This window comes from Mycolicibacterium baixiangningiae (assembly GCF_016313185.1).
GTDB lineage: Bacteria > Actinomycetota > Actinomycetes > Mycobacteriales > Mycobacteriaceae > Mycobacterium > Mycobacterium baixiangningiae.
The window spans coordinates 4951288-4966794 of the sequence record NZ_CP066218.1 but is presented as its reverse complement, the minus strand read 5'-3'; the positions used below and the strand labels follow the sequence as shown (position 1 = coordinate 4966794).

The 15507-nt window shown below is 69.0% G+C and carries 14 protein-coding genes and 1 pseudogene; 9 read left to right on the top strand and 6 right to left on the bottom strand.

Annotated features, from left to right (window positions below; all coding sequences use genetic code 11):
• Positions 1 to 79: 79 nt before the first annotated feature.
• Positions 80 to 793: pseudogene (locus I7X18_RS23565) on the bottom strand (family 1 encapsulin nanocompartment shell protein); the annotation flags it as partial.
• The gene (locus tag I7X18_RS23560) at positions 690 to 1715 is read right to left on the bottom strand and encodes a Dyp-type peroxidase (RefSeq protein WP_232375316.1); all 1026 of its coding nucleotides are present in this window, start codon (positions 1713 to 1715) and stop codon (positions 690 to 692) included. The pseudogene I7X18_RS23565 and the gene I7X18_RS23560, both read right to left, overlap by 104 nt.
• A gap of 110 nt (positions 1716 to 1825) precedes the next feature.
• On the opposite strand from I7X18_RS23560, the gene I7X18_RS23555 reads away from it, so the two are divergent.
• The 6 genes from I7X18_RS23555 to I7X18_RS23530 are packed head-to-tail and all read left to right on the top strand — an operon-like array spanning position 1826 to position 9381.
• Positions 1826 to 3085: a M18 family aminopeptidase gene (locus tag I7X18_RS23555; protein ID WP_193046376.1), complete on the top strand. Its 1260-nt coding sequence runs from the start codon at positions 1826 to 1828 to the stop codon at positions 3083 to 3085.
• Between the two features lie 15 nt (positions 3086 to 3100).
• The gene (locus tag I7X18_RS23550) at positions 3101 to 3448 is read left to right on the top strand and encodes a VOC family protein (RefSeq protein WP_193046375.1); all 348 of its coding nucleotides are present in this window, start codon (positions 3101 to 3103) and stop codon (positions 3446 to 3448) included.
• A gap of 7 nt (positions 3449 to 3455) precedes the next feature.
• Entirely contained in the window at positions 3456 to 4688 is a 1233-nt protein-coding gene (locus tag I7X18_RS23545; RefSeq protein WP_193046374.1) for a cation:proton antiporter domain-containing protein, read from the top strand.
• Positions 4689 to 4697: 9 nt separating this feature from the next.
• Positions 4698 to 6995: a phosphoribosylformylglycinamidine synthase subunit PurL gene (gene purL, locus I7X18_RS23540; RefSeq protein WP_193046373.1), complete on the top strand. Its 2298-nt coding sequence runs from the start codon at positions 4698 to 4700 to the stop codon at positions 6993 to 6995.
• Positions 6992 to 8758, top strand: coding sequence for an alpha/beta hydrolase (locus tag I7X18_RS23535; RefSeq protein ID WP_193046372.1), 1767 nt, complete (start codon positions 6992 to 6994; stop codon positions 8756 to 8758). Before purL ends, I7X18_RS23535 begins: the two co-directional genes overlap by 4 nt.
• On the top strand, positions 8758 to 9381 hold the full coding sequence (locus I7X18_RS23530; RefSeq protein WP_193046371.1) for an Rv0804 family intramembrane glutamic endopeptidase: 624 nt from the start codon (positions 8758 to 8760) through the stop codon (positions 9379 to 9381). The genes I7X18_RS23535 and I7X18_RS23530 overlap by 1 nt, the downstream gene beginning before the upstream one ends.
• Here the strand turns inward: I7X18_RS23530 and I7X18_RS23525 are convergent.
• Positions 9378 to 10109: an SDR family NAD(P)-dependent oxidoreductase gene (locus I7X18_RS23525; protein ID WP_193046370.1), complete on the bottom strand. Its 732-nt coding sequence runs from the start codon at positions 10107 to 10109 to the stop codon at positions 9378 to 9380. The genes I7X18_RS23530 and I7X18_RS23525 overlap by 4 nt on opposite strands.
• Positions 10110 to 10526: 417 nt before the next feature.
• On the opposite strand from I7X18_RS23525, the gene I7X18_RS23520 reads away from it, so the two are divergent.
• Both I7X18_RS23520 and purF read left to right on the top strand, forming a co-directional pair.
• The gene (locus I7X18_RS23520; protein ID WP_193046369.1) at positions 10527 to 10916 is read left to right on the top strand and encodes a sterol carrier family protein; all 390 of its coding nucleotides are present in this window, start codon (positions 10527 to 10529) and stop codon (positions 10914 to 10916) included.
• Positions 10917 to 11018: 102 nt separating this feature from the next.
• On the top strand, positions 11019 to 12548 hold the full coding sequence (gene purF / locus I7X18_RS23515; protein WP_193046368.1) for an amidophosphoribosyltransferase: 1530 nt from the start codon (positions 11019 to 11021) through the stop codon (positions 12546 to 12548).
• Between the two features lie 4 nt (positions 12549 to 12552).
• On the opposite strand, the gene I7X18_RS23510 is transcribed toward purF, so the two are convergent.
• Positions 12553 to 13506, bottom strand: coding sequence for an NAD(P)H-binding protein (locus I7X18_RS23510; RefSeq protein ID WP_193046367.1), 954 nt, complete (start codon positions 13504 to 13506; stop codon positions 12553 to 12555).
• Positions 13507 to 13580: 74 nt separating this feature from the next.
• Positions 13581 to 14015 (bottom strand): cupin domain-containing protein, encoded by a 435-nt coding sequence (locus tag I7X18_RS23505; protein WP_193046366.1) that lies wholly within the window; start codon positions 14013 to 14015, stop codon positions 13581 to 13583.
• A gap of 109 nt (positions 14016 to 14124) precedes the next feature.
• On the opposite strand from I7X18_RS23505, the gene purM reads away from it, so the two are divergent.
• Positions 14125 to 15198, top strand: coding sequence for a phosphoribosylformylglycinamidine cyclo-ligase (purM, locus tag I7X18_RS23500; RefSeq protein ID WP_193046365.1), 1074 nt, complete (start codon positions 14125 to 14127; stop codon positions 15196 to 15198).
• Positions 15199 to 15211: 13 nt separating this feature from the next.
• Here the strand turns inward: purM and I7X18_RS23495 are convergent, their stop codons facing one another.
• Complete coding sequence (locus tag I7X18_RS23495; protein WP_193046364.1) at positions 15212 to 15391, bottom strand: DUF3073 domain-containing protein; 180 nt, start codon at positions 15389 to 15391, stop codon at positions 15212 to 15214.
• Positions 15392 to 15507: the final 116 nt, after the last annotated feature.

Here is a 15507-nt window from a genome sequence, read left to right as displayed (position 1 = left end):
AACGCACGCTCGATACGCCCGGGGGCGCGCGTGGTGTGCGTCCCGCGCGGCGTGCAGACATGCACGCTCGTGGGTCTCGTCAGGCCGTCAGCGCGACGGATGCCTCGGCGGTGTAGCACACGAACGTCAGCGTCTCCTCGCGGTAGAGCTGCGCCGTCCCCGCATCGTGGGACAGGTAGCCGATGGACACGTCCGTGCCGAGCTGCAAGTCGAAATCGCCGCCGCGCGTTGAAAATACGAACGCGCCGTCGACCGCCCGCGCCCAGATGATGTCGCCGTCGACTATTCGGTTCAGTTGCTCGAGGATCGGATAGCCGTGTTCGGTGGTCTCGCTCGCGTTTGGTGTACGCCTCAGCGGACAGCAGGACCGAGTACGGGCCGTCGGCACCGGCGAGGCGCAGCGCCGACAGGGCTTGGGCGATCACGTCGGGGATCCCGCGAGCGTCGTCGGGCAGCGTCAGCGTCGGATTGCTGCTGTACGTCCTTATGCCGTTGATCGACGCCGCTTTGCAGCCGTCGAAGATCGCGCGGTCTTCCACGAATGCCAGCTACTTCGCCACATCCTTGACCGGATCCAGTCGGAGTCCTGCGCACCCCGCTCGACGTCGTCGGCCGCGGCGCGGGACACGGTAAACGGCACCCGCAACCGCACCGTGGGCTTGCTCTCGCGCAGCGTGACGACCACCCCGTCACTGGGGGGCGTCACGTCGCGGAGGTGACCGGTCGAAATCGCCGCGGTGACAGGGCCGCCGGGGGCGCTGACGTCGATGACCCGCCCTCCGGCGATGTGGCGAGCGAGCCGTGCGATTCCGGCGCCGGTGGTGTCGGCGCAGCCACCGGTTCCGGCAGCGGGGCGGGGTGTTCAGGAACTCGACGGTCGGGGTGAAGAAAAGCGATCCGGTGACGGCCGTGGGGAAGTCGAGGATGCGGTCGGTGGTGCCCGGCGGATGGCCGATGAACATGTTGGTCAGCATGCGCTCGGTGACGGTCGGTGTGCGCGCGTAGCCGATGTAGTACGTGCCGAACTCACCCTTGCCCACTTCACCGAACGGCATGTTGTGACGGAAAATCTTCAGCTCGTTGCCGTCGCTATCCTCGATCACGTTGAGCGCCAGGTGCGAATCGGCCGGTTTGACGTCATCGCCCAGTTCGATGTCGTCGAGTTTAATGCGTCCGATCACGCGCTCCTGCTCCTCGACCGACAGCGAGTTCCACCCCGACATGTCGTGCACGTACCGCTGGACGTGCACGTAGCAGCCGCCGGCGAATGCGGGGTCCTCGTTACCGCTCTGGGTGGCGCTGCGCGCCAGCTGACCGTCCGGGTTCTCGGTGCCGTCGACGAAACCCAGCAGGTCGCGGTTGCCGAAGAACTTGAAACCGTGCACCTCGTCGACGAGTGTGATCGCCCCGGCCATCGACCGGGTCAGCTTCATCGCCAGTTCGAAGCAGATGTCCATGGATTCGGCCCGGATGTGGAAGAGCAGGTCGCCCGGCGTGGACGGTGCGCGGTGGCGCGGACCGTCGAGGGGCCGGAACGGGTGCAGTTCGGCGGGACGCGGTCCGGTGAAGAGGCGGTCCCAGGCGTCGGACCCGATGGAGGTGACGACCGACAGATTCTTCGAAGGATCGCGGAAACCGATCGCCCGCACCGGACCCGCGATGCCCGGCAGCGCCTCCCGCACCGTGGATTCGCCGCCGTCGTCGATGGTGGCCACCAGAAAGATGGCCGACGGGGTCAGCGGCGCCAGTACCGGTTACGGCAGTGGATCGGGCACAAAGTGAACCCTAGCTTCAAGATCAACGAAACGACCGTCAAGATGAGAAGATGCCACCCAGCCCCCAGAGCCTGTGCGCGTTCATCGACGCCTCGCCGTCCCCGTTCCACGTGTGCAGCACCGTCGCGGACCGCTTGCGCGGCGCCGGGTTCACCGAGCTCGCCGAAGGCGACGCGTGGCCTTCCGCGGCGGGCGACTACTTCACCGTGCGGGCCGGCTCGCTGGTCGCATGGCGGGCAGGTGCCGACCCGCACACACCGTTCCGGATCGTGGGCGGTCACACCGACAGCCCGAACCTTCGCGTCAAGCAACACCCGGACCGCTTCGTCGCCGGTTGGCGCATCGTGGCGTTGCAGCCCTACGGCGGCGCGTGGCTGAACTCGTGGCTGGATCGGGATCTGGGAATCAGCGGCAGGCTCTCCATCCGGGTCGGCGACGGGATCGAGCACCGGCTGCTCCGCATCGACGACCCGATTCTGCGGGTGCCGCAGTTGGCGATTCATCTCTCCGACGACCGCAAGGGGGTCAGCCTCGATCCGCAGCGTCACGTGAATGCGGTGTGGGGGGTGGGCGGTGCGGCCGGATCCTTCCTGGGCTGGGTCGCCGACCGCGCCGGAGTGGCCGAAGATGCTGTGCTCGCCGCGGATTTGATGACCCACGACCTGACACCGTCGACACTGGCCGGCACCGACCGGGAGCTGGTGAGTGCGCCGCGGTTGGACAACCAGGCGACCTGCTACGCGGGAGTGGAGGCACTGTTGGCCGCGCAGCCCCGCGACGTGGTGCCGGTGCTGGCGCTCTTCGACCACGAGGAGGTCGGCTCCACCTCCGATCACGGCGCCCAGTCCGAGCTGCTGCCCACGGTGCTGGAGCGAATCACGTTGGCGGCCGGCGGACATCGCGAAGACCTGCTGCGGCGGATGTCCGGGTCGATGGTCGCCTCCGGCGACATGGCGCATGCGACCCACCCCAACTATCCGGAGCGGCACGAGCCCAACCACCTCATCGAGGTCAACGCGGGGCCGGTGCTCAAGGTGCAGCCCAACCTCCGCTACGCCACCGACGGACGCACGGCCGCGGCCTTCGCGCTGGCGTGCGCGCAAGCCGGGGTGCCGATGCAGCGCTACGAACACCGCGCCGACCTACCGTGCGGATCGACGATCGGCCCGATGACCTCGGCCAGGACCGGCATCCCCACCGTCGACGTCGGCGCGGCGCAGCTGGCCATGCACTCCGCGCGGGAGCTCATGGGCGCCGCGGACGTCGCGGCGTACTCGGCAGCGCTGCAGGCGTTTCTGTCGCCGGGCTGACTTAGGGTTGGCGCCATGACCCTCACCGTGGAGATGATCACGTTCGACTGCACCGATCCCGACACGCTGGCCGGCTGGTGGGCGGAAGCCGTCGGTGGCGAGGTGAGTGCCTTCGCGCCGGGGGAATTCGTCGTCGTCATGCGTGAGACCGGCCCACGCCTGGGCTTCCAGAAGGTGCCCGACGTGACACCGGGCAAGAACCGCGTCCACATCGACTTCACCGCGGGCGACGTCGTGGCCGAAGTGACACGGCTGATCGGAATGGGTGCTTCGGAGCGGGGCACGCACAGTTTCGGTGACGACTTCAGCTGGGTCGTGCTCGCCGACCCCGAGGGCAACGAGTTCTGCGTGGCGGGTACCTGACCCCGCCGTGTTGCTGTCCCTGATCGCGGTGTCGGCCGTGCTGGCCGCGTGGGCGGTATCAGCCCGTCGGATGGAGCGCTGGCGTGTCACCGCGCCGATGGTGATCGTCCTGGCCGGTGTGCTGATCGGCCTCGCCACCTCGGATCGGGTGGCGGCCGGCCTCAACACCGAGATCGCCGAACACGTCGCCGAGATCATCCTCGCCATCCTGCTGTTCGTCGATGCCACCGACGTGCGCGGCGGACTGCTCGGCTACGAACCGAAGGCCGCGCTGCGCATCCTGTTCATCGCGCTGCCGTTGAGTGTCGCGGTCGCGCTGCTGTGCGGGTTGTGGCTGCTGCCCGGTTCGTCGTGGGCGGTGCTGTTGGTGATCGCCTGCATCGTCGTGCCCATCGACTTCGCGCCGGTGTCGTCGATCCTGCGGGACCGGCGGGTGCCCGAGCGGGTGCGCAACGTGCTCAACGTCGAGGCCGGCTACAACGACGGCATCGTGTCCCCGGTTTTCATCTTCGCGCTCGTGCTCGCCGACCAGGACACCCGTGCCGACACCCCGCTGCAGGCGCTGGGCGCGGCGGTGCCACAGGCGGCCAAGGCCATCGTGGTCGGTCTGGTGATCGGCGCCCTCCTCGCGGTCGCCGCCAACGCCGCGCAGCGCCGCGACTGGATGACCGTCCAGTCCAAGCGGCTGGTGCTGGTGGCTGCGCCGTTGCTGGCCTTCGGCCTGAGCCTCGCTGTCGACGGCAACGGCTTCGTATCGGCGTTCGTCTGCGGGATCGCCTTCAAGTACCTGAGGCACTCCGACGACATCCGTCGTGACCTCGAACTCGTCGACGACGTCGGCTTCCTGCTGGCGGTGGGCATGTGGTTCGCCTTCGGGGTGACGGCGGTGGCGATCCTCGAGCGCGGCGTGCCGGTCGGCACCGTGGTGTTCTGCCTGCTGGCGCTCACCGTGGTGCGCATCGTGCCGGTGGCGATCGGGATGCTCGGATCCCGGTTCAGCGGGCATGAACGGTTGCTGGTCGGTGGGCTGGGACCGCGGGGCACCACGACCATCGTGTTCGGTCTGCTGGCGTTCAACGTGCTGGACGGACACGACGAGACCACCGTGGGATTGGTGGTGGTGCTGTGCGTGCTGGGCAGCGTCGTCATGCACGGTCTGGCCGCGCCGGCCGCCGCTCACACCTACGCCGCGAGGCGCGGTTCGTCCCGTGAGGCGGAACACAGCGACCCAGGCAAATAGACTGTCTGCGTGACGCAGGAGCTTGCCCCATCGCCGGACACCGTCGAGCGGGCCGCAGCCACCCCAGACCAGCCCCAACCGTTCCGCGAACTGGGCCTCAAGGACGACGAGTACCAGCGCATTCGCGGCATTCTCGGCCGCAGGCCCACCGACGCCGAGTTGGCGATGTACTCGGTGATGTGGAGTGAGCACTGCTCGTACAAATCCTCCAAGGTGCATCTGCGCTACTTCGGGGAGACCACCACCGACGAGATGCGCGCGGCGATGCTCGCGGGTATCGGCGAGAACGCCGGCGTCGTCGACATCGGCGACGGCTGGGCGGTGACCTTCAAGGTCGAGTCCCACAACCACCCGTCCTACGTCGAGCCCTACCAGGGCGCGGCCACCGGGGTCGGCGGCATCGTGCGCGACATCATGGCGATGGGCGCGCGCCCCGTCGCGGTGATGGACCAGCTTCGGTTCGGCGCCGCCGACGCCCCCGACACCAAGCGGGTGCTCGACGGCGTGGTCCGCGGCGTCGGGGGATACGGGAACTCGCTGGGACTTCCGAACATCGGCGGCGAGACCGTCTTCGACCCCTCCTATGCGGGCAATCCCTTGGTCAATGCCCTGTGCGTCGGCGCGATGCGCAAAGAGGATCTGCACCTCGCGTTCGCGTCCGGAGCGGGTAACAAGATCATCCTGTTCGGCGCGCGCACCGGTCTCGACGGCATCGGTGGGGTGTCGGTGCTGGCGAGCGAGACCTTCGGCGGTGACGAGGGTTCGGGCCCCGGCCGCAAGAAACTCCCCTCGGTGCAGGTCGGTGACCCCTTCATGGAGAAGGTGCTCATCGAGTGTTGTCTCGAGCTCTACGCCGCGGGCCTCGTGGTCGGTATCCAGGACCTCGGCGGAGCCGGATTGTCCTGCGCGACATCGGAACTCGCATCCGCTGGCGACGGCGGGATGCGTGTCGAGCTCGACAGCGTCCCACTCCGGGCGGCCAATATGACCCCCGCCGAGATTCTGTCGAGTGAATCGCAGGAGCGGATGTGTGCGGTGGTCACCCCGGACAACGTCGACGCGTTCATGGCGGTCTGCCGCAAATGGGATGTGCTGGCCACCGTGATCGGCGAGGTCACCGACGGGGACCGGCTGGAGATCACCTGGCACGGCGAGACCGTCGTCGACGTGCCGCCGCGCACCGTCGCCCACGAGGGGCCGGTGTACGAGCGTCCCCTCGCGCGGCCCGACACCCAGGATGCGCTCAACGCGGACACCTCGGCCGGCCTGCCCCGACCTGCCACCGGTGACGAACTGCGCGCCACCCTGTTGGCCATGGTGGGCAGCCCGCACCTGTGCAGCCGCGGCTACATCACCGAACAGTACGACCGCTACGTGCGTGGCAACACCGTGCTCGCCGAGCACGCCGACGGCGGCGTGCTGCGCATCGACGAAGCCACCGGGCGCGGCATCGCGGTCTCGACGGACGCCTCGGGCCGCTACACCGCACTCGACCCGTACACCGGTGCGCAACTCGCACTGGCCGAGGCCTACCGCAACGTCGCGGTCACCGGCGCGACGCCGGTCGCGGTGACCAACTGCCTCAACTTCGGCTCCCCGGAGGATCCCGGCGTGATGTGGCAGTTCAGCCAGGCCGTGCGGGGGCTCGCGGATGGCTGTGCGGCCCTTGGTATTCCGGTCACCGGCGGCAACGTCAGCTTCTACAACCAGACGGGCAGCACCGCTATCCTGCCCACCCCGGTGGTGGGTGTGCTCGGGGTGCTCGACGACGTCAAACGCCGCATCCCGACGGGCTTCGGCACCGAACCGGGCGAGACGCTGATCCTGCTCGGCGACACCCGCGACGAATTCGACGGGTCCATCTGGGCGCAGGTCATCGCCGGGCACCTCGGCGGACTACCGCCGCAGGTGGACCTCGACCGGGAGAAGCTGCTCGCCGATGTCCTCACCTCTGCTTCCCGGGACGGATTGGTCTCGGCCGCACACGATCTGAGCGAGGGCGGCCTGATCCAGGCGGTGGTGGAAGCCGCCCTGGCCGGCGAAACCGGTTGCCGCTTACTGCTTCCCGAGGGCGCGGACCCGTTCGTCACCCTCTTCAGCGAGTCCGCCGGCCGGGTGCTCGTGGCGGTGCCCCGCACGGAGGAGAGCAGGTTCCGCTCGATGTGTGAAGCCCGCGGCCTGCCCGCCACCCGGATCGGCGTGGTCGATCCGGGCAGTGACGCGGTCGAGGTGCAGGACCAGTTCACGGTGACGCTCGCGGAACTGCGCACCACCTCCGAGGGCGTGCTGCCCGGACTGTTCGGGTGACTTCGCAGACCAATGACGTCTCCGGTGACACCGTCACCGACACTCCCGAACGCCCGCGGCGCCACCCCCTGCTCATCTGGGCATGGGGCCTGGTCCGGTTGGACTTCACCGGCGTCGCTTTCGGCGCGCTGTTCTTCTGCCTGTCGCTGACCCCGTCGCTCCTGCCGCGCGACTGGTTGTTCCAGGGCCTCATCGGAGGGTTGAACGGCGCGATCGGCTATGGAATCGGTGCCTTCCTCTCGAAGATTCTGGCGCGCTTCGTGGTACGCGGACAGCCCGGGTGGCCGCCGTCTCGGCGGAAGCTGTACGCACTCAAGGCCGGCACCGTCGGGTTGGCCCTCGGCGCCAGCGTGCTGATGGTCGTTCCCGCGGCTGCCTGGCAGCGGCAGGTCTCGGCAGAGATGGGTCTACCGGGGCCCGACACGGTCGGCTACCTGCGGGTGCTGGTGGTCGCGGTCCTCGTCGGCGCGGTGTGCGTCGCGGTCACCCGAGTAGTGCTCGACACCATCAAAACCCTTGCACGCCTGCTCATCCGCCGGTGGCGCCTCAGCGACGAGATGGCGCTTCTGATCGGCACCGCGGTCGTCGTCGTCTTAATCGTCACCTTGATCAACGGGGTACTGCTGCAGGGGTTCCTGGCCGGTGCCAGCCGCATCTTCCAGCCGCAGAACGCCACTACCCGCGAGGGCATCAGTCAGCCGGCCCAGCGCGAACGTTCAGGCAGCCCTGCGTCTTTCGCAGAGTGGGACACTCTGGGCTATCAGGGCCGCAACTTCGTCGCCACCGGACCCGACGCGGCGGAACTCGAGCGGGTCAACCGCAGACCGGCGCAGGAGCCCATTCGCGTCTACGCCGGCCTGCAGACAGCCGGGACCGACGAACAGCGGATCGCCGTGCTGCTCAGCGAACTGGAACGGACCGGGGCGTTCGACCGCGAACTGCTGGTGATCGTGCCGACCACCGGAACCGGGTGGGTCAACCCGGTCGCCGCCCGCGCGCTGGAGTTGATGTACAACGGCGACACCGCCATGGTGGCGATGCAGTATTCGTATCTGCCCAGCTGGATCTCGTTCCTCGGCGATCAGCAGAAGTCGGTGGAGTCGGGCCGCATGCTGATCGACGCGGTGCAGCAGCGGTGGTCGCAGCGCCCGCCGCAACAGCGGCCGAAGCTGGTGCTCTACGGCGAGAGCCTCGGGTCGATGGCGGGCCAGGGCGCCTTCGCCTGGCTGCCCGACATCGCCGACCTGGGGTTCACGTCGGTGCTGTGGGTGGGTCCGCCCAACGCCAGCCCGCTCTGGACGGCGATCACCGAGAGGCGTGACCCCGGCACTCCTGAGGTGCAACCGCGTTACGACGGTGGCCGCACAGTGCGGTTCTCGCAGGCGAACGATCCGGCCGTCATCGCCCGCGACACCGCCGCAGAGTGGCACGGCGCCCGCGTGCTCTTCCTGCAGCACGCGTCCGACCCGATCGTCTGGTGGACACCGGACCTGCTCACTGCCCGCCCGGACTGGCTGAGAGAGCCGCCGGGCCGGGACCGCAGCGCATCGATGCGCTGGTATCCCATCGTCACGTTCTGGCAGGTGAGCGCCGATATGACCAACGCCGCCGGGATGCCGGGCGGCCATGGACACAACTACGGCGAATCCGTTCTCGACGGGTGGGCGGCTGTCGCACCGCCATCCGGGTGGACCCCGCGCGACACCGAACGCATCCGCGCCGCGCTGCGCGACTCCGCCGGTATCGACGGGCCCGAATACTGATGCGGCACAACCGGATCACGTCTGTGGCACTGGCCATCGCGCTGGTTCTGCTGAGCGGTCTGGTGAGTCCGCGCCTGCCCGGGCGATGGGTCGTCGTCGTGCATGCGGTGTTCGGCGCCGTGCTGGCGGGGGTCACCCGGGCACCGCTGGGGCTGCGCCCTCCCGCGCTGCAACGCGGTCTGCGGACAGGGGCGGCGGCCGCGGCCGTCGTGGCCTCAGGTGTCGCGGCGTCCACCGCGCTGCCCGCTGTCCGATCGGCGATGAGGAAGCGGCGTCTGCCCGATGCCCCGGCCTGGTGGCTGCTGGTGCGCATCCCGCTCGGAACGGTGTGGGCCGAGGAGGCGAGCTACCGTGGCGCGTTAGGGCATCTGGCTGCCGAGGCGTTCGGACCGGCCCGCGGGCGGCTGCTGCAGTCGGCCGCGTTCGGGCTGTCACACATCGCGGATGCCCGCGCCGCCGGTGAGCCGGTGGTCGGGACCGTGGTGACCACCGGGGTGGCGGGCTGGGTGTTCGCACGGCTCGCGGAGCGGTCCGGGAGCCTCGTCGCCCCGATGCTGGCGCATCTGGCCGTCAACGAAGCGGGGGCGCTCGCCGCGCTGGCAGTACAGCGAGGCCGCTGCTAGACCTGGGCCATGCCGCCGTCCACGCTGAGGCTGGTCCCGGCCACGTAGCTGCTTTCATCACTGGCCAGGAACAGTGCGGCGGCGGCGATCTCTTCGGGGCGCCCGGCCCGTCCGAGGGGGACCTTCGAGATCAACCACTGGCGGACCTCCTCGGGGGCGGAGCGGTGCATCGGGGTGTCGGTGGGGCCGGGACTGATCACATTGACTCGAATGGCGCGTGGAGCAAGTTCGAGCGTCCACGTGCGTGCGAGAGACCTGACGGCGGCCTTGGTCGCCGCGTAAACGCCGAGGCCGGGGAAACCCATCTCATCGCTACACGAACCGATGAGGACGATCGAGCCTCCCGGACCCATCAGTGGCAGGGCCAGCTGGACAGCGAACAGCAGCGAGCGCAGGTTGAGCCCGACCGTACGGTCGAAGTTGTCCTCGGTGATCTCGCCGATGCCGCCGGGCTCGCCCGTGCCGGCGTTGACCACGAGCACGTCGATGCGCCCCGCTTGCGCGCGCACCGACTCGATGCCCACCTCGAGTCCATCGAGCTGACTGGCGTCGATCGGAACCGCGTGCGCGCGGGCACCGATGCGCTCGACCGCCTCGTCCAGACTGCTCTTGCTCCGGCTCGTCAGGTAGGTTTCGGCGCCCTCGGCGGCGAAGCGCTCCGAGATGGCGTAGCCGATTCCGCTCGCGCCACCGATCACCAAGGCGATCTTGTCGTCCAGTCGTGCCATGTGAATTCCCTTCCGCCGATGTCCAGTGGCTGAAACGCCATGGACTCCTTCGGTTCAGAACGTCGTCGGACCGCACTTCGTTCGCGTTCATCGAGAAGAGCACCGATGCAATTCGTTCGGGCGGCGTCTGCGTCTTGAAAGTGTGACGCCATCCGGTTGGACGGGGGCGGCACGGTGACACCACCAACGCCCCGCGGTCGGTCTAACGATTTTGAAACGCAACGGGTTTCGTGTCATGCCTCGGAATGTGGATCGGAGAGTCGACGCGCCATGGATACCAACCTGTTCGCGAAGCGCCAGTGTGCGGCGAAAGCCGTGGTCACTCGTTTTTTGAGCGAGACGGGCGCGACCGCGTGATGCCGGGCGGCGGCGTGCCCCCGGGCGACATCGCACGGCCCGGCTGCGACACTGAGAGATGTGCCCGCCCGCCGCACCGCCGATCCGGCGCAGACCCGCGCCGCGGTGTCCGCCGTCGTCAACTGGCTGCGGGACGACACCACGCCGGCGCCTGACCGCGCGACGCTCGCCGAGGCGGTCCGGTTGAGCGCCCGCACCGTGGCGAACCTGGCCCCCGGGGCGAGCGTGGAGGTGCGGGTTCCGCCGTTCGTCGCCGTGCAGTGCATCGCCGGGCCGACCCATACGCGGGGCAACCCGCCCAACGTGGTGGAGACCGATCCGCGCACGTGGCTGCTGGTCGCCACCGGCCTGCTGTCCTTCGGCGATGCGGCGGCAAGTGGGGCCCTGCGCCTGTCCGGGGCCCGTGCCCCCGAGGTGGCCAACTGGCTGCCGGTCGTCACTCCCGGGTGACCGGCCGAAATACGTGTCCCACGACACGTCGCGGATTCACATAAGCGGGTATACGGCCCGTAGACTCATACCGTCACCACACCCATTGGGAGCAGCCATATCGTGATCGGTCACGACGCACTCGAGCCCGAGAATGACCCCCGTGAGGAATGTGGCGTCTTCGGCGTCTGGGCCCCCGGTGAGGATGTCGCCAAACTCACCTACTACGGCCTCTACGCGCTGCAGCACCGCGGCCAGGAAGCCGCGGGCATCGCCGTAGCCGACGGCTCCCAGGTTCTGGTGTTCAAGGATCTGGGCCTGGTCAGTCAGGTATTCGACGAGCCGACGCTCGCTGCGATGCACGGCCACGTCGCCATCGGCCACTGTCGCTACTCGACCACCGGCTCGACCACCTGGGAGAACGCCCAGCCCGTCTTCCGCAACACCACCGCGGGCACCGGGGTCGCGCTGGGTCACAACGGAAACCTGGTCAACACCACCGAACTGGCCGCCCGCGCACGCGACGCCGGCCTGATCAACGGCCGTACCCCCGGCAACGCGACGACGGACTCCGACATTCTCGGCGCACTGTTGGCCCACGGCGCGGCCGACGCCACCCTCGAACAGGCGGCGCTCGAACTGCTGCCGACCGTGCGGGGCGCGTTCTGCCTGACGTTCATGGACGAGAACACCCTCTACGCCGCCCGCGACCCCCACGGTGTGCGCCCACTGTCGCTGGGCCGGCTGGACCGCGGCTGGGTGGTGGCGTCGGAGACCGCCGCGCTCGACATCGTCGGCGCCTCCTTCGTCCGTGACATCGAACCCGGCGAACTGCTGGCGATCGACGCCGACGGCGTGCGGTCCACCCGCTTCGCCAACCCCACCCCCAAGGGATGCGTCTTCGAGTACGTGTACCTCGCCCGGCCTGACAGCACCCTCGGCGGCCGCTCGGTGCACGCCACCCGCGTCGACATCGGCCGCCGGCTGGCCAGTGAGATGCCCGTCGAGGCCGATCTGGTGATCGGCGTCCCCGAATCCGGCACCCCCGCCGCGGTCGGCTACGCACAGGGCTCGGGCATCCCCTACGGCCAGGGCCTGATGAAGAACGCCTACGTCGGCCGGACCTTCATCCAGCCGTCGCAGACGATCCGCCAGCTCGGCATCCGGCTCAAGCTCAACCCGCTCAAAGACGTCATCCGCGGTAAGCGGTTGATCGTCGTCGACGATTCGATCGTGCGCGGCAACACCCAGCGGGCGCTGATCCGGATGCTGCGTGAGGCCGGAGCCCTCGAAGTGCACGTCCGTATCGCCTCCCCGCCGGTGCGCTGGCCGTGCTTCTACGGCATCGACTTCGCCACACCCGCGGAGTTGATCGCCAACGGAGCCGAGGACGAGGACCAGATGCTCGACGCCGTCCGTCGCGCGATCGGCGCCGACACACTCGGCTACATCTCGCAGCAGGGCATGATCGCGGCAACCGAGCAGCCCGCGTCACGGCTGTGTTCCGCGTGCTTCGACGGCGTCTACCCGATCGAACTGCCGGGCGAGTCCGCGCTCGGCAAGAACGTCATCGAGCACATGCTCGCCACGGCCGCGCGCAGCGGGATCCCGCTGGAGAAGGTCGACAACGTCTCCGCGCTCAGACGCCCTTGACGCCTTAACGCTTCCCGGCCCACTGCGGGTCGCTGGGCAGGGGCTCCTGCCGCAGGGCGGCTGCCACGGCGTTCCGGTACGGCGTCAACCCTCCCTCGGGCGGCGGGATCACGGAGTCGATGTCGTGATCAGCCACCACCGCGTCGCATTCCAGGGATTCGACCAGCGGCCGTGCCAGACCCGCAGGCATCGGGGTCACCAGGCCCACCCACCAGCTGGCGATCGTCGGTGTCAGTCCCGGCACCGCCACCAGGAAGCGCCGCCGCAGGCCGGCCTCCTCGGCGTACACCTGCATGGCGTCGCCGTATTCGAGGACGTCCGGTCCGCCGATGTCCCACGTCCGCGAGGACGGCACCGGGGCCGACGCCGCCTCGGCCAGATAGTGCAGCGCGTCGTCGATCGCAATCGGTTGGATCTTGTTGTGCACCCACTTCGGTGTCGTCATCACCGGCAGCCGATTCGTCAGGTGCCGCATCAGCTCGAATGAGGCCGAGCCGACGCCGATGACGATGCCGGCCTGCAGGACGACGGTCTCGATAGCCGAGTCGATGAGGATGTCACCCACCTCGGTGCGGGACGAGAGGTGCCGGGACAGTGTGATGCCGCTGGGATGCAGACCGCTGAGGTAGACCAGGCGCCTGACCCCCGCGGTGCGGGCCGCGGCCACCACGTTGCGCGCCGATTCGGCCTCCTCGGCGACGAAGTCCTTCGACGTGCCCATCGAGTGAACGAGGTAGTAGACGACGTCCATCCCCTCGAACGCCGACGCCAGCGAGTCTGCGTCGGTCAGGTCGCCGCGCGCCACCTCGACCTGGGCGCGCCAGGGGGCGTCGTCCAGCTTGTCGGGGGTGCGCGCCATCGCGCGGACCGCAAGCCCGCGGTCGAGCAGCGCGGGCACCAGCCGACCGCCGATATAACCGGTAGCGCCCGTCACCAGGCAGCGGATGTTGTCAGCCACACCAAATCTCCGTCCCATTACCGTCTCGCCCAGTGATTCGGAGCCGGTATGGGCACGGATGACCGCCGGACGGGTCAGGCAAACCCGCAGCCGGGATCGGGCGCATCGTCGGCGAGCGGTGCACCCGCCGGATTGATGTAGAGCACCTGCAGCACCAGCGGTGTCGGCCCCACGCTGCGGCCGATGTGCACGTAGCCCGGACCGCCCTTCTCGGTGATGTCCTGGCCGGCGACGTAGAGGCCGTCGACCGAACAGTCGGACCGGTGGTGCAGCAGGACCCCCTCCTTGACCGTCGCGAGGAGCTGACCGGGATGGTAGTGCCAGCCGGTGCTGCCGCCCGGAGCGATGGTGATCTCGCGGAAGATGTAATCGTTCCCGGCGTCGGTCATCTCCCACAGGATGGTGGCGTCGACATCGCGTGGGGGTGTGGCGGCCGCGGGTGCCGCCAGCGCCGTCGAGGCCGCGAGAGTCAGTGCCGCGGCCGTCACGGTGAGGCGTAGAGGGTTCATGATCGCCAACGCTGTCACACCCGGCTGCCGGCGCCGCGGGGAAACGCCCAGGCAACGATGACCGACGGCGTTTTCCGTCGCGCAGCGTGGACCGGTAGCCTTGCCCTCGATGACCGAACGCGCCGAACAACACGGCATTTCCTACGCGTCGGCCGGAGTCGACATCGAAGCCGGTGACCGCGCAGTCGAACTGTTCAAACCGCTGGCCGCAAAGGCCACCCGACCCGAGGTCCGCGGAGGCCTCGGCGGGTTCGCGGGTCTGTTCGCGTTGCGCGGCGGCTACCGCGAACCCGTGCTGGCGTCCTCGACCGACGGTGTCGGCACCAAGCTGGCCGTCGCACAGGCGATGGACAAGCACGACACGGTCGGACTCGACCTCGTCGCGATGGTTGTCGACGACCTCGTGGTCTGCGGTGCCGAGCCGCTGTTCCTGCAGGACTACATCGCGGTCGGACGCACGGTGCCCGAACGGGTCAGCCAGCTGGTGTCCGGGATCGCGGAAGGCTGCGTGTTGGCCGGCTGCGCGCTGCTGGGCGGCGAGACCGCCGAGCATCCGGGCCTGATGGCCCCGGACCACTACGACATCTCGGCGACCGGGGTCGGCATCGTCGAGGCCGACGACGTCCTGGGCCCCGACCGGGTCCGCCCGGGCGACGTGATCATCGCGATGGGGTCGTCAGGGCTGCACTCCAACGGATACTCGCTGGCCCGCAAGGTGCTGCTGGAGATCGACCGGATGAACCTGGCCGGTCATGTCGAGGAGTTCGGCCGCACGCTGGGCGAGGAGTTGCTCGAGCCGACCCGGATCTACGCCAAGGACTGTCTGGCGCTGGCCGCCGAGACCCAGGTCCGCACGTTCTGCCACGTGACCGGCGGCGGGCTCGCGGGCAACCTGGAGCGCGTGGTGCCCAACGGCCTGATGGCCGAACTCGATCGCGGCACCTGGACGCCCGCCCCGGTGTTCCAGATGATCGCCCAGCGGGGCCGCATCGAGCGCACCGAGATGGAGAAGACGTTCAACATGGGCGTCGGAATGGTCGCGGTCGTCGCGCCCGAGGACACCGACCGCGCGCTGGCCATCCTGACGGCCCGTCACATCCATTCCTGGACGCTGGGAACGGTCCAGAAGGCCGGCAAAGAAGAGCCGCGGGCGCTACTGGTTGGTCAGCACCCGCGGTTCTGATGACGCGGTAGGCCTAACGGCGCCAGTCGTCCTCGGGCACCCAGGGATCGTCGACTACGCCGTCGCTGGGGTCGACGTCGCCGGGATCACCCGCCAGCTCGCGCTGGAGCCGCTCGAAATCAGTTTGAGGCGAGCTGTACTTGAGGTCGCGAGCGACCTTTGTCTGCTTCGCCTTCGCCCGGCCGCGGCCCATAGGGGACCCCCTCGCGCAATAACGGAGCGGCCCCAAGACGAAGGCGGCTCCGATTCTCCGATGTCGTTATTGTCCTGTCCATACTTTACCGTGCCCGGTCGCCATCTGCTGGCAGG